19 protein-coding genes are annotated in these 20,299 nt (G+C 33.8%); 14 read left to right on the top strand and 5 right to left on the bottom strand.

The genetic code is table 11. The features are described 5' to 3' along the window. Positions 1-737: 737 nt before the first annotated feature. On the top strand, positions 738-2,639 hold the full coding sequence (locus tag ABC346_RS20395) for an LTA synthase family protein (RefSeq protein ID WP_317958570.1): 1,902 nt from the start codon (positions 738-740) through the stop codon (positions 2,637-2,639). A gap of 138 nt (positions 2,640-2,777) precedes the next feature. Here ABC346_RS20395 and ABC346_RS20390 read toward each other — a convergent pair whose 3' ends face one another. Both ABC346_RS20390 and ctaG read right to left on the bottom strand, forming a co-directional pair. Further along, complete coding sequence (locus ABC346_RS20390) at positions 2,778-2,915, bottom strand: hypothetical protein (RefSeq protein ID WP_317958571.1); 138 nt, start codon at positions 2,913-2,915, stop codon at positions 2,778-2,780. 50 nt (positions 2,916-2,965) lie between these two features. After that, a complete protein-coding gene (ctaG, locus tag ABC346_RS20385; protein WP_317958572.1) occupies positions 2,966-3,871 on the bottom strand; it encodes a cytochrome c oxidase assembly factor CtaG in 906 nt (301 codons plus the stop codon). 542 nt (positions 3,872-4,413) lie between these two features. Between ctaG and qoxA the strand changes: the two genes are divergently transcribed. The 11 genes from qoxA to ABC346_RS20330 all read left to right on the top strand — a co-directional run bounded on the left by qoxA (position 4,414) and on the right by ABC346_RS20330 (position 16,357). After that, a complete protein-coding gene (gene qoxA, locus ABC346_RS20380; protein WP_317958573.1) occupies positions 4,414-5,292 on the top strand; it encodes a cytochrome aa3 quinol oxidase subunit II in 879 nt (292 codons plus the stop codon). A 107-nt stretch (positions 5,293-5,399) separates the two neighbouring features. After that, the gene (qoxB, locus tag ABC346_RS20375) at positions 5,400-7,349 is read left to right on the top strand and encodes a cytochrome aa3 quinol oxidase subunit I (protein ID WP_317958574.1); all 1,950 of its coding nucleotides are present in this window, start codon (positions 5,400-5,402) and stop codon (positions 7,347-7,349) included. Continuing rightward, complete coding sequence (locus tag ABC346_RS20370; RefSeq protein ID WP_317958575.1) at positions 7,346-7,942, top strand: cytochrome c oxidase subunit 3; 597 nt, start codon at positions 7,346-7,348, stop codon at positions 7,940-7,942. The genes qoxB and ABC346_RS20370 overlap by 4 nt, the downstream gene beginning before the upstream one ends. A 1-nt stretch (position 7,943) precedes the next feature. Continuing rightward, positions 7,944-8,228, top strand: coding sequence for a cytochrome aa3 quinol oxidase subunit IV (qoxD, locus tag ABC346_RS20365; protein ID WP_317958576.1), 285 nt, complete (start codon positions 7,944-7,946; stop codon positions 8,226-8,228). A 129-nt stretch (positions 8,229-8,357) separates the two neighbouring features. Then, complete coding sequence (locus ABC346_RS20360; protein ID WP_317958577.1) at positions 8,358-9,104, top strand: hypothetical protein; 747 nt, start codon at positions 8,358-8,360, stop codon at positions 9,102-9,104. A 22-nt stretch (positions 9,105-9,126) separates the two neighbouring features. Beyond that, positions 9,127-10,188: a hypothetical protein gene (locus ABC346_RS20355; protein ID WP_317958578.1), complete on the top strand. Its 1,062-nt coding sequence runs from the start codon at positions 9,127-9,129 to the stop codon at positions 10,186-10,188. Positions 10,189-10,194: 6 nt separating this feature from the next. Beyond that, positions 10,195-11,073: a hypothetical protein gene (locus ABC346_RS20350; RefSeq protein WP_317958579.1), complete on the top strand. Its 879-nt coding sequence runs from the start codon at positions 10,195-10,197 to the stop codon at positions 11,071-11,073. 119 nt (positions 11,074-11,192) lie between these two features. Further along, positions 11,193-11,960, top strand: coding sequence for a CRISPR system precrRNA processing endoribonuclease RAMP protein Cas6 (gene cas6 / locus ABC346_RS20345; RefSeq protein ID WP_317958580.1), 768 nt, complete (start codon positions 11,193-11,195; stop codon positions 11,958-11,960). 33 nt (positions 11,961-11,993) lie between these two features. Next, a complete protein-coding gene (locus ABC346_RS20340) occupies positions 11,994-13,946 on the top strand; it encodes an AAA family ATPase (protein WP_317958581.1) in 1,953 nt (650 codons plus the stop codon). Positions 13,947-15,327: 1,381 nt separating this feature from the next. Beyond that, the gene (locus ABC346_RS20335) at positions 15,328-15,900 is read left to right on the top strand and encodes an SCO family protein (protein ID WP_317958582.1); all 573 of its coding nucleotides are present in this window, start codon (positions 15,328-15,330) and stop codon (positions 15,898-15,900) included. A 31-nt stretch (positions 15,901-15,931) separates the two neighbouring features. Further along, a complete protein-coding gene (locus ABC346_RS20330) occupies positions 15,932-16,357 on the top strand; it encodes a FixH family protein (RefSeq protein ID WP_317958583.1) in 426 nt (141 codons plus the stop codon). 259 nt (positions 16,358-16,616) lie between these two features. On the opposite strand, the gene ABC346_RS20325 is transcribed toward ABC346_RS20330, so the two are convergent. The 3 genes from ABC346_RS20325 to ABC346_RS20315 all read right to left on the bottom strand — a co-directional run bounded on the left by ABC346_RS20325 (position 16,617) and on the right by ABC346_RS20315 (position 18,654). After that, positions 16,617-16,823, bottom strand: coding sequence for a capping complex subunit for YIEGIA (locus ABC346_RS20325; RefSeq protein WP_317958584.1), 207 nt, complete (start codon positions 16,821-16,823; stop codon positions 16,617-16,619). Between the two features lie 3 nt (positions 16,824-16,826). Further along, on the bottom strand, positions 16,827-17,732 hold the full coding sequence (locus ABC346_RS20320) for a YIEGIA family protein (RefSeq protein ID WP_317958585.1): 906 nt from the start codon (positions 17,730-17,732) through the stop codon (positions 16,827-16,829). 196 nt (positions 17,733-17,928) lie between these two features. Beyond that, complete coding sequence (locus ABC346_RS20315; protein ID WP_317958586.1) at positions 17,929-18,654, bottom strand: ZIP family metal transporter; 726 nt, start codon at positions 18,652-18,654, stop codon at positions 17,929-17,931. Between the two features lie 159 nt (positions 18,655-18,813). On the opposite strand from ABC346_RS20315, the gene ABC346_RS20310 reads away from it, so the two are divergent. Together ABC346_RS20310 and ABC346_RS20305 are read left to right on the top strand one after the other, a co-directional pair. After that, the gene (locus tag ABC346_RS20310; RefSeq protein WP_317958587.1) at positions 18,814-19,140 is read left to right on the top strand and encodes an ArsR/SmtB family transcription factor; all 327 of its coding nucleotides are present in this window, start codon (positions 18,814-18,816) and stop codon (positions 19,138-19,140) included. 104 nt (positions 19,141-19,244) lie between these two features. Then, positions 19,245-20,189 carry a cation diffusion facilitator family transporter gene (locus ABC346_RS20305; protein WP_317958588.1) on the top strand — a complete coding sequence of 315 codons (945 nt, stop codon included), beginning with the start codon at positions 19,245-19,247 and terminating at the stop codon, positions 20,187-20,189. Positions 20,190-20,299 lie beyond the last annotated feature (110 nt).

The following is a 20,299-nucleotide window of genomic DNA, read 5'->3' as shown; positions in this document are numbered from 1 at the left end:
ATGCTTTTGGTGAAATCACGTAGGAAAACGAGTGAAACCCAATGACTTATCAGGAGTTGCAAAGCGTACTTTGCTTTGGTACTCCTGGTTAGCCTACTTGGTTTTGCCGATTTCCTTTGCTTTTTCGCACGCCCTTCCGCAAGTTATGAGCCAATCATTATAATGAGGAGAACAAAGAAGGAAGGAACAATAGGAAACGCACTATCTATAGATAAAGAGTGCTTTTTTTGAAGGTTCGATGCCTGAAAAAAAAGATAAAAAGTGAAAGATAGTTGGCAGCAATCAACGGTTTTTGTTGATCGCTGCCAACTAAAAATGAAGCGTACTATTTCAGTGGTCTTCTGAAATAGTCGAGTTGTTGGGGTTCGACACCGAAAACAAGTCGCATAAATCACTTATAAAATAGCATGGAGCAAAGCGAAAGCAAGCGACAAGATTTCCGACAATAGGAGGAAATTTACCCTTTTATTAGGAATATTTATTGTTTTATCTATTTTCTAAAGAAGAGATTCACCGTTAACGGTGACTATGTTGCTTCAGCTAACAAAGCATGTTGTAGAAAACGATTCTAAGCGAATTAGAAATAACTTAACGTATTAATGGCTTACAATAAACTAGTTTCTCTTTTACCCTTTTTAATATATAGGGGTTATGTTATCTTAATTACATATAAATTATAAAAGGATTTTCTATCAAGGTATATTAATAGGAACTTCTGCTATTTTGGGGGACTATAAATGGATGTTAAAAGGAAAAATATACCATTATTTTTAACAAGTACCATATTGTTTGGGATAAAGACTTATATCATTTATCGGTTTATTTTTAACCTTGAATTAAAAAATGCGATGCAAGAATTAATCTTGTTTATAAACCCGTTTGTATCTGCTTTTTTAATCTTTTCAATGAGTGTATGGTTTAAAAACCATTCTGCTCAAATGAAATTCTTAAGATACACGTCTCTAATAGGAATGTTAATCTTGTATTTCAATCTATTATTCTATCGAGTGAATACTGATTTTATTACGATTCCTCAATTATTTCAGGCTGGTAATATGGGAGATTTAGGATCTAGTATATTGACTCTAATTAAAGTATATGATTTTCTATTATTTGTTGATGTTATTATTATCTGGTATCTAAGTAAGAAAAAGCGGGACATGATAGCTGTAAATTATCATAAAAGTGGGAAGGTTTTTGCCCTAGCTATGTCATTACTACTCTTAGCAGGAAACTTTTTCTTAGCTGAGATGGAAAGGCCTCAGCTTTTTACACGTACTTTCGACCGGGAATATCTAGTTAAAAATATAGGTATTTTTAACTATCATATGTATGATGCCATTATGCAATCCAAAGTTAAAACCCAGCGGGTGTTTGCGGATGAAAGTAAACTTCCAGATATAAAAGAATATGTCAATGAAATCCAAAGTAAGAATCAATCTGACCTGTATGGTATTGCAGAAGGAAAGAATGTAATTTTTATTTCGGTGGAATCTCTGCAAAATTTTGTAATTAATAATGAAGTAAATCGTGAAGAAATTACACCATTTTTAAATAGTTTAGTAGAAAATGAGGATACGTTCTATTTTGAAAACTTTTATTCACAAGTTGCGCAAGGCAGAACGTCAGATTCTGAGTTTTTGGTGGAAAACTCACTATATCCATTGTCAAGTGGGGCAGTATTTTTTACGCATGGTCAGAATGAATATAATGCATTGCCAGAGCAGTTAAAGGAAAAAGGTTATTATAACACCGTATTCCATGCGAATAATAAGAGTTTTTGGAACAGAGATCAAATGTATAAGAGTTTAGGTTATGATTACTACTATGGAGAAAAAGCCTATGAAGTTACGGAAAATAATTCAATTGGTTGGGGATTAAAAGACAAAGCCTTTTTTGAGCAATCGATAAAATATTTACAGTCATTTGAACAACCTTTTTATTCAAAATTCATTACCTTAACGAATCATTTTCCATTTAATTTAGATGAAGAGGATCGTACGATTGAACCTTATGATTCAAATTCAAACACACTTAATAATTACTTTCCAACTGTAAGATATACGGATGAAGCGCTAGAACAATTCTTTAAACAATTGAAAGATACCGGAATCTATGAAGACTCCATTATAGTAATAATGGGTGACCATTTTGGTATAAGTGAAAACCATAATAAAGCGATGAGTCAGTATCTAGGGAATGAAAAAATCACACCTTATGACCATCTTCAACTTCAACGAGTTCCGCTTTTTATACACATACCAGGTTCTGGAAAAGGGAAGGTCATGTCTGATGTTTCTGGTCAAATTGATGTTAAACCAACATTACTGCATTTATTAGGAATTGAAACAGAGAATGACATATACTTTGGAAATGATTTATTTTCGGATGATCGTAAAGGATATATATTGTTTCGTAACGGTGATTTTGTTAGTGAAAACTATGTATCTGCAGGTGGCTCCTGTTATAATCGTGAGACAGGTGCCCCAGTAGATGAAAATAATAACTCGGGTGTTGAAGATAAAGTAGGAAATCCGTGTACTCCAATAAAGAAAAGGGTCATGAAAGAGCTTCAATACTCTGATGATATCATTTATGGTGACTTATTTAGGTTTGTAAATTTTGGTAGGTCAAACTAGTAAAGAGTCTGATTCACTTGAGAGATGGACAGATATCTACAAAACGTGTAAATGTAAAGAGGTGCAATTCTTTTTAGAGAATTGCACCTCTTTATACGATTTATTTAGAGCTACTGTACTTTTTATTGGGTAGTATTATTAATGGAGACCATTAATAATACTATCCGGAGGTACCAAATTATACTCATCAATAATATTCTGTATCCAGAACCAAATAAAAACTAAAACGATAATAGTAATTATAATTAATACTAAGACTGTTATCTTCCCTTTCATAATAAACCTCCAAACTTCAATTAAGTTTGACTTATTTTACTAGTCCAGTTCTAAAGATGATTCATTTCTTTGGGTAAAGGGTCTATTTTACGGACTTCTTTCTTGTCAAACCATTTAAAGAAAATGGTGATATAGATTACTCCATATGTAATTTCCTGCATAACCTTCATAATAATTCCGCCTAACTGCTGGTCTGTTAGAGTTCCCATAGATGTAAACATTTCTGGACCTGAAAGACTAGATGAAAGTCCCTGTAATACATTATTAGGTACGCATAAACTTAAAGCTTGTAGCCATGGACCATTCTGAGTATAAGCAGCATATAGTGGTACTTCGGCGAAAATGATTATCGCGCATGCCGGAGTGATTAAAACACTACCAACTAAAATATAGGCTATTTTAAGTAGTGGTCTTTGTTTGTCTAATTCCTTTATAGGGGGAATGAGTGGTAAAAAGACTATAAACGCAGCCACTAATAATATAATTGATATCGATGTATGAGCTATCGGCGATGATTTTGAAAAATTAAATACTACCGGAATATGATAGATTGAAAACAGTGTGTTAAACAAAAGTAATGAGATAATAGGTTTGGTTAATAAATTTATTATAGGTTTTATCACAGGTGTATAAATCACTTTTCTCCAAATCCATTCAGGGATTCCTTTTATAATAAAAATAGGAAATACCAATAAATAGACGGCCATTTGAATCATATGAGCTGTTAGCGTAATATGGGTTAATAAATCTATTGGTGAACCTTTAACAATGTACAATAATAATAAACCTAAGTAAAAGTAGATTTGCTGTTTCCCACTAGGTCTATCTTTTCCGCCAAATTTATGACGATAGGGTCCTGTTATAATAAAGTAAAGTAGAGCAAGGCCTATAACGTATAATAGGAAATAAGGACTCCATAATGCCTTGAATCCGAATATTTGTAATTCTAACCACATAATTATTTCACCCCTTTTTGAGATTTTCTAATAAATAAAACATACTATATTGTCTATCATTTTTCTAGTAATAAATTTAATAGAATAAATAGAATAACTATGAAACGAAAAGAGAGGAATCAATAGTACTTTGAACCTCTCTTTTCTATTGGTCTCGTATGTAGTACATTTCAGATTACTCATTGTTGTTTAATACTACCAAAAACTACACCTAAAAATATTATTGTAGTTGTTATGATTACAACCATTTTAGTTTTTAATTGACTGACCCACTTAACTTAATAAGTTAGTTCCATAGTTCCATTGCATTAAAAATTAGAAATCTGAATTATGTGTTAATTAAATTCCGATACCTATAATTTTTGGAAATGTTAAACATTTTCGATAACAGTCATTAAATTTACAAATATTCTTGAATGTTTTGTGACGCATTTTTCATGATGTTGTATTTTTATCTTCTTGAGATTAGTATAATAACGACATTTTGATATTTGATTGCGACTGTATGTAGAAATAATCCTTAAGAAGAAAGGGGTAAATATATGAAACTCAAATTAGTCTTACTATCGTTAGTTTTTACTATTACCACAGTGCTAACAGGATGTGAGCCATTACTAGTTCTTGACCCAAAGGGTCCACAGGCTGAAACCACTGCAAATGTCATTTGGCTTTCAATCATTACAATGGCCATTATCGTAATTATAGTTTTTACACTTTTAATAGTAGTTTTATTAAAGTATCGTGCATCAAAACAACCAGATGATTATGAACCTCCTCATATTGAGGGTAACCCAATTGTCGAAGGAATAATTGTTGGTATTCCTATCTTAATTGTAGCATTTTTATCTGTGGTGAGCGTTCAATCAACATATAAGGTTGAAACTACACCTGAGGGATATGAAGACCAAGAACCACTGATAATCTATGCTTCATCTTCAAACTGGAAATGGCATTTCAGTTATCCAGAACAAGATATTGAAACGGTTAACTATGTTTTTCTTCCAACAAACCGTCCAGTTGAGTTTAAACTTTACTCATATGGTCCAATCACAAGTTTTTGGATTCCACAACTGGCTGGTCAGAAATATGCCATGGCTGACATGGTTACGACAATACATCTAGCAGCTGAGGTTCCTGGAGAGTATATGGGACGAAATGCTAACTTTAGTGGAGAAGGGTTTGCTGAGAATAAATTTAATGTTACAGCCTTGCCACCAGAAGAATTTGATTCATGGGTGGAAGAAATAAAATCTACAGCTGAACCACTCACGGAAGAAAAGTTTAACAAATTATTAGAACCTGCACATCTTGGACAGCTTACATTTACTGGAACACATTTAGGTTTCTCTCCACCTCCAGAAATGAACATGGAAGACATGGAAGACATGGAAGACATGGATAATATGGAAGGCACTCATTAAGAAAGATTTCACTCTTCTAATGGGTAAACAGTTAAAAAATAATACATTTTAATGATTTAACGGACATTTGCATTTGTTGCGAACATCTGTTGAAGGGAGTTTACAATATGGAATTTTTTGAAAGATTCGCCGTTCCCCACCCCAGTCCATTGATTTATGGATCGATGGTTGCAATTGGGCTGACGTTTATTGCAATCATTGCTGGTATCACTTACTTTAAAAAATGGGGATACTTATGGCGTGAATGGTTAACAACGGTTGATCATAAACGTATCGGAATTATGTATATCATTTCTGCATTACTCATGTTTTTCCGCGGGGGTGCAGATGCAGTTATGATGCGACTGCAAACAGCAGTTCCTGATAACACTTTTTTAGATGCACAGCATTATAATGAAGTTTTTACAACACATGGTGTTGTCATGATTTTCTTTATGGCAATGGCATTCATTATCGGTTTAATGAACTTTGTTGTTCCTCTGCAAATTGGAGCACGAGATGTAGCTTTTCCTAGACTTAACGCAATCAGCTTTTGGTTGTATTTTGCAGGTGCCATGCTATTTAACCTTTCATTTGTTATAGGTGGATCACCTGATGCTGCATGGACAAATTATTATCCACTGGCAAGTAATGAATTCAGCCCATCGGTTGGCGTTAACTATTATAATTGGGCACTGCAAATCTCAGGTATTGGAACGCTCCTTACTGGTATTAACTTTATTGCAACGATACTAAAAATGAGAGCACCAGGTATGAACCTGATGAAAATGCCTATGTTTACCTGGACCGCTTTGATTACTAATTTAATTATTGTATTTGCTTTTCCAGTATTAACAATAGCACTTCTAATGGGGACTCTTGATCGTCAGTTTGGAACCAATTTCTTTACAACCACTGCTGGTGGTATGGATATGATGTGGGCGAACTTGTTCTGGTTCTGGGGACATCCCGAAGTGTATATTTTAATTCTTCCAGCTTTCGGTATTTACAGTGAGATTATTTCAACCTTCTCACAACGGAATTTATATGGTTATAAATCTATGGTTGGATCTATAGTCATTATCTCGACACTTTCGTTTTTAGTTTGGGTACATCACTTCTTTACTATGGGGCAGGGTGCATTAACTAACAGTATTTTCTCCATTACAACAATGGCCATTGCAGTCCCGACTGGAATAAAGATCTTTAACTGGTTGTTGACCATGTGGAAAGGGAAAATTAGGATTACTACTCCAATGTTATATTCTATAGGTTTTATACCGCTTTTCACAATTGGTGGTGTAACGGGAGTTATGCTTGCAATGGCAAGTGCTGACTACCAATATCATAATACAATGTTTCTAGTGGCGCACTTCCATAATACAATTATTCCTGGTGTTGTCTTTGCGATGATTGCTGGTCTTACTTATTGGTGGCCAAAAATGTTTGGTTTTATGCTTAATGAAAGAATTGGAAAAGGGTCATTTTGGTTTATGGCAATTGGTTTTTGTTTAACCTTTTTCCCAATGTATATTACCGGTTTAGATGGGCAAGCACGTCGAATGTACACATATTCTGAAGCATCAGGATTTGGGCCGCTAAATATGCTATCATTCTTTGGGGCTGGGTTAATGGCGATTGGTTTTATTCTCATTGTCTACAATATTTATTACAGCTTCCGTTATGCACCAAGAAATGTTGGAGACGATCCATGGAATGCACGTTCTCTTGAATGGGCAACACATAATCCAGTGCCTGAATACAACTTTGCGATTACACCGCAAGTCAATTCTTCAGAAGCATTCTGGGATTACAAAAAGAATGGACATCAGTTATTCAAAGGCGGTTTAAAAGATATTCACATGCCTAATAACAGTGGAGCACCTATAATAATGGCTGGTTTGTTCTTCATATTTGGTTTCTCCTTTGTATTTTATATATGGGCTGGTGTTATCATTTCAGGAATCGGAATTCTAGCATGTTTAGTTTACCGTTCGTTTGAAAAAGATGACGGACGCCACATACATGTTCAAGAAATAAAAGAGACAGAAGAAAAATTTGGAGGTGCTAATAAATGAAATTAGATCAAACGCAACCTCTTGAATATAGTACAGAACAAAATCAAATAAATATCGTAGGTTTTTGGATCTTTATTGGTGCAGAAATTATGCTCTTTGCAACCCTTTTTACTGCTTACTTTGTATATGAGAATCGTACTGGTAATGGACCAATCGGCTCGGAGATATTTGTACTTGAACCTGTATTGATAGAAACAATCTTGCTTTTGACAAGTAGTTTTACCATTGGGCTGGCAATTAATGCAATGCGTATAAATCGAACAAAAGCAACATTAGTGTTTTTAGGGATTACGTTAGTTCTTGGCGCAGCTTTCCTTGGTACAGAAATCTATGAATTTGTAACTTATTATCATGAAGGTGCGACTCTTCAGACTAGCGCTTTTACAGGAACTCTGTTATTAACACTTGGTACGCACGGAGCTCACGTCACATTTGGATTATTCTGGGGCTTAGCTATTATGCTGCAAATTATCAAACATGGCATAAACCAAAAGACAGCAAATAAATCATTTATATTCTCTCTATATTGGCATTTCCTAGACGTAATATGGATCTTCATCTTTAGTTTTATCTACTTGAAAGGAATGATGTAATATGAAAGAACTATTTCCAATGAAACAAATAAATGGCTTCGTATTCTCATTGCTTCTTACAGTAGCTGCTCTTAGTGTTTACTTTTTTGATATGTCTTATCAATTGGGGATGACGGTTCTTCTTGTAACGGCATTTGTTCAAGCTGGGGTTCAGTTTGTCATCTTTATGCATGCTGGAGAGAGCAAGGAGAAAGGTACGATTTACTCAACTTTGTTTTACGGAGTATTCCTGGCTTTAGCTGCAATATTAGGTTCTTTATTAACATTAGTATGGGATATGATGTAATATCCCATACTAAAATAAAGAGAAAGCAAAATAACCATCAAATTACATGTGGATTTGATGGTTTTATTTTATTATTAAATAATTGTTTTTATGTATTTGTAAATTAAAGAGAAAGAAGAGGTTAAGTTATTGAATGATATACGCTTACTAAATCCGACTCATTTATTACATCATGCCATAGGGCAGCCTCTGATAAAAGGAATAAGGAAACTAGTTTCTAATAATCTTTGTCCCCTTTGCGGTTTACCAACAATTGATGCTGTCGATTGGAAAATAAGTAAAAAGTTTTCAGATCTTGATTCGTTTGCTGAAAAAGAAAATATTAAATTTTTATGCCCTGCATGCTATTACTCGTTATTGCATATTAGAGAATTACATAAAGCATATATTTTAACTTATACTGAAGGATTAAAGGTGCTTCAATTTGATGATCAACCTAGTAAAAAGATTGGTATAGGCCAAAAAAAGGTAGTCTCACGTTACTATTTAAGGGATTTCTTGTTAAAACCTCCTGTTGATGACCCATGGATAATGATGCTACAAACGAAAATGAATCCTCAACATTCTATCATGAAAGCAAAAGTTAATTTTGGATATGCTGATACTTTGTGGGTATGTAATGGAGGAAAGAATTATGCAATTCCGAAAAAGGGACTAGAAGAACTATTTAATGCATTAGAAAAAGTAAAAAAATCGGACTTACTTTATCCGTATTTATTTAATGATAATCGGCCTTGGAAAGGACATAAAGAAATAAAATTATGGGAAGATGTTGAACCTATAATTGCTAAGCATAAGTATAAACATTATTTATCCTTTATTTATGACCGTATCATACCACCTAAAAAATACATGCTTAAAGATACCAATAATTAATCATTGATAGGGGAGATTTATAATGATAGAAAGAAAAGCCGTATTAACTTTAGCCACTCCACTTCATCATGGTAGTGAAAAATCTAGAATTAAACCCAATACATTACCGTCTGGCGTGAAGAATAATTACACCCCTCACAGACGTCTCCCAGTACTGTTGAAAAATGGAGAAGTACAATCAGTAGGACTAGTACCTGCCGTATCAGGTAATTCCATTCGACATATATGGAGAGAATCTCTAGTTGATGTCACCTTACATACTTTGGGACTAAAGCGAAAAGACTTGCCTAAAAATGTTCTGGAAACCCTAGTAAGTGGGGGAGGGATGGATGCTTCGGACGCACAAAAAAATGATGGTGAAGAAGAAAAGCAAGAAAAAGCAAAATCAAAGAGAAAAGCCATTCAACCATCCGTACCTATTTTAGTTCGAGATAGAGAAACTCTAAGGGCTGCTGTTCCGATTCTTTCTTTATTCGGTTGTAGTTATGGAAACCGAATGCTTTCAGGGATAGTTAATGTAGGGTGGGCTATTCCCGTATTAAAACAAACTGAACATATTACAAATATAGACTCAGATATCCCATTTTCTGACGAGATAACAAATTTTCAAATGATGACTCGTCAAGATCCTCTTATAGAGGAAACCGCTGAGGAACAGAAAAGCAGACAATCTATTTACTATATGGAAGTAGTGTCACCAGGCATTCCGTTTGCCCACTCATACGACATTAATTTATCAACACCCGTAGAACGTTCTGCTATGCAACTTGCAATTAACATGTTTAAAGAAAATCCTTATTTGGGGGGTAAATCTTCCACGGGGCATGGTAAGGTACATACAGATCAGTGGTATGCCAATTTGGAAGAACCACCTTCCTTATATATTGAGTTTTTAAAGGAAAATCGTGATGTGCTGGTAGAATATATCAATCTTTGGAATAAACCTGAACAGATTGTAAAGGTAATGGATGGAAAAGAAGTTATCGAATTTCCAAAAGATATATCTTTAGAATTAGATCGTCTTGTAACAGAGCGAGAAATAGCTGTTCAAGAAGAAATAGGGAAGAAAATCGCAGAGTGGTGATGAAAAATGTTATCGCTAGAAAACAGAAATTTAACGTATAAAAGGATAAATAAAACACCATTAAGAATTACTATCCATTTATCAACCCCGATTGTATACCCATTAAACGGTATACACTTAGATGCACTTTTAACTGAAATAGTTGCGAGAGAGTTATTTAGCTATGATTTGGACCGTTGGCAAAACCAAGATAAACATGTAGAGCTGCCATTACCTTTAGAGAAAACAAAAGGGGAGTACCCCTTATGGAAAGCTAGCATTGGTTTTTCTTCTCCTATCAGTAGAGAACATCAAGATTTTTGGATAAAACGTACAAATGATGAGTTTGCTGGTTATAAGTCAAGTGAAATTGTGTGGCCAGCTGGAGTAATAAGCGATGTAGCATCTAAGTCCTTGGCGAAGGAAGTAAACATTGAAAGAGCTACTGGACCAGCTAACAATCCTGCAAGTGGAGGATTTAAATCATATTATGAAAACAGAAATCTTCTATTAACTGACTACATGATCTTTCATGCATTTGGAAATAAGGAAGAGGTAGAACGGCTATTAAACTCGTTAAAAGCGATTGGGAAAAAGGTAGCGATAGGTTTTGGAAAAATCAACAGAGTAGAAGTTGATGAGATGGAAGATGATTATTCTTTATTTACACCAAATGAAAAACCTGCTAGGAATCTTCCAGTAGAAGACTTTCCTAATTTAAAATCGCAAATAATCGCTTCAAGAACTATACCCCCATACTGGTCTAAACGTGAATTGGTGGTATGTTATGCCCCTCCCTCTCCGATTCCTGTGTGGGAATGGGAAGATGATGTTAAAATAACTTCATTTGAGGAAAGTTGGTTTGAAGAAAATATGGAAGAGAATGATGGTTGGTTTGACGATTGATTTAAGGTTTACCACCGAAATTTATGGAGTGAAAAATTGGTTATTTATGTTTCTTTATCTAACTGTAAAGAATCCATCCCCGAAACTTATGGAGTGAAACACGAAAGGAATAATTATATATGAAATCTATTAATGCATCAATTATTCAAATAGAATTACGATCAGATAAATATGTACCAAAACCATACCCAAGATATCTACATGGGCTCTGCTATTATTTAGCTGGAAATGATTATCCACATGAAAAATACCGCCCACCTATGTTTCATCCGTCAGTTGTGAAATGGAGAGGAAATAAGGAATGGGGAACGCATGCAACTATTCTAATATCTAGTATAGATAAAAAATTAACATCTAATATACTTCAATCATTAGAGGAAGCGAACGTTCTCAGATTAGGGCATTGCGAAATGCAAATCAAAACTTTTTCAATACAGAAACAAGAAACCATACCATTAGATGCAAAGGTTACTGTACCAGTACCAGATGAATTTAAAATTAGTTTTAATACACCTACCAGATTTAGAACTAGGGAAACAGAACATTATATTACGAAAGCCTATCCTGACTTGAAGTTATTAATTCGTTCTTTGGCTCGCAATCTCCATATTCTATATGACATTAAAATTAGTTTAAAGGAACAAGAAGAATTAAGTAATAGTATTTTGCTAATTAATGTAATTGGTTATCCAATGCAGGCAAAAATAGATAGAAAGTCAGTGTTTGAAGATAGTTTTATTGGGGAGATACATATGTCTTGTAGAAAACTAAGTCAAAAACAAAAGAAACTTTTTGGTATTTTGTTAAGAACAGCTAAGTATTCAGGAGTTGGACACAAAAAAGGTTATGGATTTGGACATATACAGATCAAAAGACCTAGCGCTTAATCAACTTTAATATCCGCTCAAATGGAGGTTTTTTTGATTAAATCGATTGAAAAAGAAACATTACAGGAAGAAATATTTAATTCCAGTAGATTACCAAGAGATCATACGCATGAAATGATGCAGCAAAATATTTATCGGACGATACTATATGGCGTACCTTTCCGATTAGCCGATGAATTTGCTCATGCAACAAAGGAATTTCAATATAATGACTCTAGACGCATAGTGGGAGCAATGTGTAATGTTTATATGAATAAACTTTCACATGGAAATACAACCTTATATGACTTAAACGATAAAGTTAGAAAAATAAACGGGAGAAGTGTAATTACTAGTAAGGGGAGTTTTCGTGAATTAGTTTCTAAAACACTATCTCAATCCAATGACTTGTTTCAGGAACAAAGTAAACTCTGGGAATGGTATGAGGATAAAGAAGGAAAGGTTCATCCTCGTTTAGATAAAAATTATTTTTATACTGCTTTAGAACAAATGAATGATATTAAATTACATAATCGGAAACTATTTGATTTTAGTGAATACAACGGTAGATATTCATTGTACCATTTACCTACATATTGGTCAGAATATCAACTAGCAAAACGGATCCTAGAAATTATACATGGTAAGAGCATACTCAAGACTTCTAAAGATGTTGCAAAATTAAAGGCAATAAATTATGGTGCAGATACAGAACAAGCACTAGCAATTAGTGAGGTTTTTGACAATAAAGTATCTATTATTACTGGAGGAGCAGGTACTGGGAAAAGTAAAACAATCGAAATTTTGGCTAATGTATTACTAGACGAAAATGCGAATCTATCTATTCGTGTCTGTTCCCCAACAGGTATTGCGGCCCAAAACCTACAAAATCGATTTATGACTTCACCATCAGAAAATGTACGTTCCTATTTTTCAGACTCTGTAAATAAATGTAGAACTATCCATAGTTTGTTGGAAGTAAAACCATCTAAATCAATTGGAATGATTCGTTCAAAGTATTCTTATAAAAAAGACCCATTAATAGCCGATGTTCTTATTATAGACGAAGCGGGTATGGTGGATATTTACTTAATGCGTAGTTTATTATGGGCCTTAAAGGATTATGTTCATGTTGTAATAGTAGGAGATAGTAACCAACTAAATAGTGTTGGTCCTGGAAAAATATTATATGACCTTACACATAGTTTAAAAAGGTTACAAGAAAAAGTATTTGTAACACCTTTGCCTAAATGGTCTAAATTAAATTTAATTCACCGAACAGAAGATGATTCTCGTATTCCATTTTTAGCCAATACATTATTAACTCCGAACAGGGATGAACGTTGGAATTACTTTAATCAAGAAATGGAAAGATGTATTGAAAAGGGAGACGTTAGGTATATACAAGCAAAAGAAACGAAGGATATTCTTAATTTAACCGTGAACGAATATTTAAACGATCATAGTTCTGTGGAGAATGTAGCATTAATTACTACAAGGCATGAACAAACTGTAGGTAGAAATATATTAAATGAGAAAATACAGAATAATCTTATGAAACGTATAGGTTTAGAAGAGGGCGTTATCATTATTCAAAATAGAAATGATTATCAACATGGTGTTTTCAATGGGGAAAAGGGGAAAATTACAAAAGTCATAGAAAATAAGATAACTGCTGAATTTACCGGAGAGAGAACAATTTCCTTATACAAAAATCAAGCTGAAAATGATTGGTTGATTGGTTACGCTATTACTGTGCATAAATCACAAGGCACAGAAGCTGAAACAGTTTTATTACCTATTTGGAATGAGCCAAAATCTAAAATATGGAATAGATCACTATTATATACAGCTATTACTCGTAGTAAAAAAAAGTTAATAATTGTCGGTAATAATGATGCACTTGAGCAAGGAGTAAAAAATAAGGAAGGAAGTCGTTTAACGAGATTGCCTCTTTTCTTCCGGGAAATTGCTAAAAGATATATGCAAAATAAATTAAGATTTTAAGATCTAAGAGGTGGATAATTAATGCTTAATATTAGTAAGTCGTAAAAAGTTCCTTTTTTCCATGGATATATATGTGGTTTCATCAGAATTAAAAACATAATGGTCACAGGCAATAAAAATGAACTATAAGGGAACCATGCAGGGAAAGTTGGAGTGAGTTTGCCTGTAGGTTATGTGTAGATCCATTTTGATTGCTCTACAGAATTAATATAAACAAGAACATGTCCATAATCTACATTGTGACGATCCATACTTATTTTTGCTTGGGGGAATATTTCCATATTTAACATTAATAACTCCTTTATGAATTTTTCCATCAATGCTCACAAACACAAACATTCATCCATTCAATTTAAATTGAACATCAAATAACACACACTAACATTAATCTATAAGAAATAATTTAACGCATAACTTTACTATAAGCTTGTTTAAATGCTTGTTTAAATGAATATGAAAATCTTCTTATGCTTCACTATTACATTTATTTCAACTATTTTATTGTTAGTTTTATTATTCTCTAATTGATCCCTTTTTGTGCGTATTCTTTTCGCATTAAATTAATTTCAATGTTGTGCGATTGATATGAGGGCAGAGAAAAATAAGTCATCTAAAAGGTAGTTAGTTGAGAACGAAGATGTGCAATTCTACATAATTTATGTTGTTGTATTAAATTCTTCTACCTTATTTTTATATAAATAAACCAATTGTTGACCATGTAAATAATATAAAACCTTTTTCGGGGACCGATACCCGAATAAAACGCATATAGTTAATTGAAATTCCCTTTGCGTGTTGTTGCAAAAATCCAGAAATTCATTTTAACTGATATAACGCTTATCTAGCATCTTATCTAGCATCTATTTCTGTATCACTACCTGACACATCAGATTTATTGACCCATGATACAACAGAGTTTGCTACTTGTTCCGGTGTTATATCAGGGCGACTTTTCATCTTTAAAAATGCTCAAGCTTTACTTATATGTATTATCTGACATAACACGTACTCAACCATTCAGTAAGGGATATAACACTTGTATCACGGGCTGTTATAAACATGAATGAATCACAGATTACAGTAAAGAAATGGTGATTTAGGCGTTATATCATAAAAGGTTTACTTCTAATCAAGATTAAACAATTAGTGAAACCCTTAATTTATTTAGAAATGTATTCATAAATCTTTCACATAAAAACGATTGATTAGTTAACCTAATATTGATACATTTTGTTAAAGGTTGTTGTTAAAATAATCAATTTGGTAGGAGGGCATAGGAAATAGATTGTTACCAACTTAAAACAGAAAAAAATATTAAAAAACTAACTATAAAAAGGTATAACTTGAAAGTCTTGTGAATGATGGAAGGGATGGGAATATATTGAAACGTTTGCAGGCACTAATGATTGTTCTTACCATTTTTCTAGTTGCTTGTGGTGAAGAACTTGAAACAAATATGTCAAAAGAGGTAACAGACTTTGAGTTTACAACGCAAGATAAAGAATCACTATCCTTAGAAGATTTGAAAGGGGAATGGTGGATTGCAGATTTTATTTTTACAAACTGTACAACTGTCTGTCTTCCAATGACATCGAACATGGCTAAACTTCAGGACAAAATGAAGGATGAAGAGTTGGATGCACAACTTGTTTCATTTAGTGTTGACCCCGAGTATGACACACCCGAAGTTTTAAAAGCGTATGCAAAGAGTTATCAGGCTGATTTGGATAATTGGACATTCTTGACCGGTTATGATTTCCAAACCATAAAAGATCTATCAGTAAAATCATTTATGTCCGCTTTGGAAAAACCACCAGAAGGTTCTGATCAAGTAATGCACGGTACTAGATTCTATTTAGTAAATCCTGAAGGGGAGGTAGTGAAAAATTACAAAGGTGTCGAATCAGAGTCGATAGAACAAATTATTAAGGATCTTAAAATAGTACTTAAGTAATCAATGATTCAAAAATCGGAGGATTATAACAATGAGAGTTAAAATTTGTATGTTTATGTTAGTTTTACTAATAGGATTATTAGCTGCATGTAGTAATGAAACTGAAAATGGGAACAAACAGGGAACGGATGAACTAAAAATGCTGGAAGTTGAATTCCAAGTTCCAGCTAAATCTGATATTGGCGAAACAATAGAATTGAAGGCAATCGTTACATATGGTGATGAAAAAGTAAAAGATGCGGATGAAGTCCAATTTGAATACTGGGAGAAAGGAAACGAAGAAGATAGTACAAAGATTAAATCCAATAACAATGGGGATGGCACGTATACTGCTGAAGTATCTTTTGATACTGAGGGGATCTATGAAATATATGCTCACACGACAGCAAGAGATTTACATACAATGCCAAAAAAATCTATAACAATTGGTGAAAGTACAAGTGCTGATCAAGAATAAGGACCAAGGACCCCATGAAAGTATGAAATCATGAGAATAACGAAAATAACCTATCTCTCTAGTCATAAGTGGAAGAGATGGGTTATTTGTACCACCTCTATGTTTCAAGGAGAGAAAGAAACACCTGATATTATAGCAGCTTATAAGGTGTTTTATTTTCACTAGCCATGTTTTAATGTAGAGCCAAGTTAAAATCGGATGGGGTTGTCGGTAATGAATAAGTCCCACTTCCGATATAGAAGAAGTAGTCAAATAAAGGCTAAACCCGTATTATCATATAATCTCCATTTGTTAACTTTACAACATCCGCCTTCATTGCCTTTGCAATATCCACTGTCATCTCTTTGGAGGATTCTTCAGAGTCTGCATATAACGTTAGACAACTACTCGTCAATACTCGCTCTTTTTCTCTTGTTATATAGGCAAGAATTCTATAGTCAGGCTTCATTGTTGCTTCTCTTCCCATTTCTTATTCTCCCTTCAAGTTAGTTTTCATAACACTATGGGATTTCTTAGTACTCTCCAGTAATGGACATTTTTTAACAACTTCAATTAAGGCATCAATATCTTGTTTAATAGGTACGAGGGTAATAATAACCCTGCCTTGTTCATAATCCTTCCTAGTAAAATGGTAACGTTTATTACCTAAAGCCCTTGTAGCTTCAAATAGGGCTGCCTGCCGTTGACCAAAATTGTCTAAATTAATTCGGTAATGGTTTTCATTAGGATAGATTACAACAGCTAATCCTTCTTCTTTAAACAATTTTTCTGCGTTATCTGTACCTAGAAGGTTACTAACATAAATTCCATCCACAAATAGGCTAGAGTCCTTAACTTCGATTTTACCTTCTTTGACCTGTGCGATGTCCCCAATGCTTTTTCCTTTTGTAAAATTCTTTAGAAAAAATACAACGGCTATTCCTACTGCTATACCAGCAATAATATTTATCCATAAATTTAATGGTATTATAGTAATAGTTAACGAAACAAAAAAAGCTGTGATAAAAGCAATGTAGTTTCGGGATTCAAAAGTTTTAGCAATCCCATCAATATAGGCTTTCCCACGATATGTGTATTCTGTATTTTCCAAGTCACTTAGACTTTCTTTCTCCATTTTTCTCACATCTCTAAATTGTTGAAGTGCCACTGTTAAAAAGGTGACGGCAACAAAGTTCTTACTGATTAATGCTGGTATGGCAACTGCCCCTAATGCGGCGGCAACAAAACCAGTAATAACGTGAATTAAGTATCCATTTGGATAACTTGGATATTGTCTATAGTCTTCTTTTAAAACCCATACTCTTGCCAGTGTCCCGATAATTACAGCGGTTATAATAACACTTAGATCCTCGAAGGATAAAAATTTCCCCTCCATTCTAACACTCCTGATCTGTAGAATTTAACATTATTATTCCCATACCTGACTAATGTATGAAAAAAAGACCCGACAAGGTCTTTTTAACACTAAGTACTCAATTTCTTCAAATCTTTTATAATCGTTTTTTTCTTAGGATTTGTGAAAATTAAATTATTCATGGTAGTTAGCATTAATGGATCAATGTTTGTTTGGTTTAAAGTGAGAGATTCATGTACAAATATATAATTCCAACTCCAAATAACCCAATCACTGAGGAATACAATAAAGTTGAATTTCTAACTGCTTCTCCGAAAATTTCTTTTACTGCAACCATAAAAATGATAGCAATAGAGAGGTTTATCATAAAAGCAAGCAAGGAAGGAAATCCTATATTGAATAATTGGCCAAGCAGTGTTCCTAAAGCAATTGGCAATGTAATAATGGTTGTGATAAACACATAAGTAAGTATGCCAAATCCAGCTAGAAACAATGGAGTAAAAACAATTATTCCTTCCGGCACGTTATGTAACAATAGTGTTGTTAGCATTATCCCCCCTATCTCTGTACCCAGCGTTTGGCCAAGCGAAATACCAACAGGGAAATTGTGAACCGCAATGCTAAAAGTTAAAAGCACACCAGAACGAACAAAAATATCTTTTTGATGACTATCTGTGATAATTGTAATTTTATCCATTAATTGATGGATGTAATGAAATAGTAGTAAGCCAATTGCTATGCCAACGGCGAGATTTAGCCATCCGCCTAGCTCAATACTCTCCGGAATCATTTCAAGGAATAATAACCCTACAATAAGTCCAGCACATAAAGAAAAAATAAAACCAAATCCACGTTGAAATCCTTTCAATACCCAGGCAAGTCCACCACCGACACTAATGCCAAGAGCTGAGACGAATGCACCAATTAACCACGATGTAGCCATATTATCGCTCCTTAAAAAGGCTGTACTTATTTTATATTGTAGTTGGCAGCTAATTATACTTACGCAGTTTGACAATATTATATAATGAATTTAAAATATGACCATATACTAATATATGCATATATAGATGAAGTGATGATTTAAAGGGAGGGAAATATAGTGGAGGAAAACAAGGAAAATGCAGAATTAGATAATAAAAATTTGGATGAAGAAACATTATTTGTAGTATCACAAACATTTAAGGCATTAGGGGATCCTACGAGAATTCGTATTCTTCATTTACTTTTTCAAAAGGAACATTCCGTAAACGGTATTGCAGAGAATTTACACCTTAGGCAATCAACTGTTTCTCATCAGTTGCGTTTTTTAAAAAATTTACGGTTAGTAAAATATCGCAGAGAAGGTACAACGTTATATTACTCTCATGATGATGAACACGTAATGAATATGTTAAAACAAACGATAGAACATGCCTGTCATAATTAATATCTGACAACCAATAATAAGGTACAAAGGAATAATAATTTATGTCGATAACACTTTTATATGAGCATGTATTAATATACAAATAAAAGCAGGAGGTTTTAGAATTGGGGCACAATCATGGACATGACCATACACATGGAGCAAACAAAAAGGCATTAATGATAAGTTTTATTATTATTACTTCTTATATGATAATTGAAGCAATTGGCGGGTTCCTTACCAACAGTCTTGCATTATTGTCTGATGCAGGACACATGCTAAGTGATTCTATATCGTTAGGAGTAGGTTTATTAGCTTTTACATTAGGAGAGAAGGTAGCCAATTATAGCAAAACCTATGGTTACAAAAGATTTGAGATACTAGCCGCCGTCTTTAATGGAGTTACACTTCTGTTAATTTCAATTTACATCTTTTATGAAGCGTTCCAACGTTTTACAGAACCTCCAGAGGTTGCTTCGACAGGAATGCTAATTATTGCCTCCATTGGCTTATTGGTAAATATCCTTGTTGCATGGATTTTAATGCGTGGTGATACAGAAGAAAATCTAAATTTACGGGCTGCCTTTCTTCATGTTTTAGGTGATTTACTTGGATCAGTCGGAGCAGTTACTGCCGCATTACTGATTATGTTTTTCGGATGGGGCTGGGCAGATCCGCTAGCAAGTGTAATTGTAGCAATTCTTGTATTAATAAGTGGTTGGCGAGTGACGAAAGATGCTATTCACGTATTAATGGAGGGAACACCAAAAAATGTTGATTTGGACAACATCATAAAAACAATGGAGAACGTCATAGGTGTATTAAGCATTCATGACTTGCACGTTTGGAGTATTACCAGTGGACAAAATGCTCTTTCTTGCCATGCGGTGGTGGACGGGAATTTATCTGTTCTTGAATGTCAAAAAATATTGAGAAAAATAGAACATGAATTAGAACATAAAGGTATAGGGCATGTAACTATTCAGATGGAAAATAATGACCATCCCCATGAAGATTCATTAATGTGCCAAAATGATAATGAATCTTCTGTACATGGCCATGAACATTAAGAAATAGTTGAAACCTTATATTTCAAACAGCTTCCATTTCAACAATTGGTGGGAGCTTATTTTGTATGTCCATGAATTCTAGTCATTAGTATTAAGTGTTACCTAAAGCA

The sequence above is a fragment of the Oceanobacillus phoenicis genome, assembly GCF_047238145.1.
In the GTDB taxonomy this organism is placed as follows: domain Bacteria; phylum Bacillota; class Bacilli; order Bacillales; family Amphibacillaceae; genus Oceanobacillus.
This window is presented reverse-complemented; position numbering and strand designations above follow the sequence as displayed.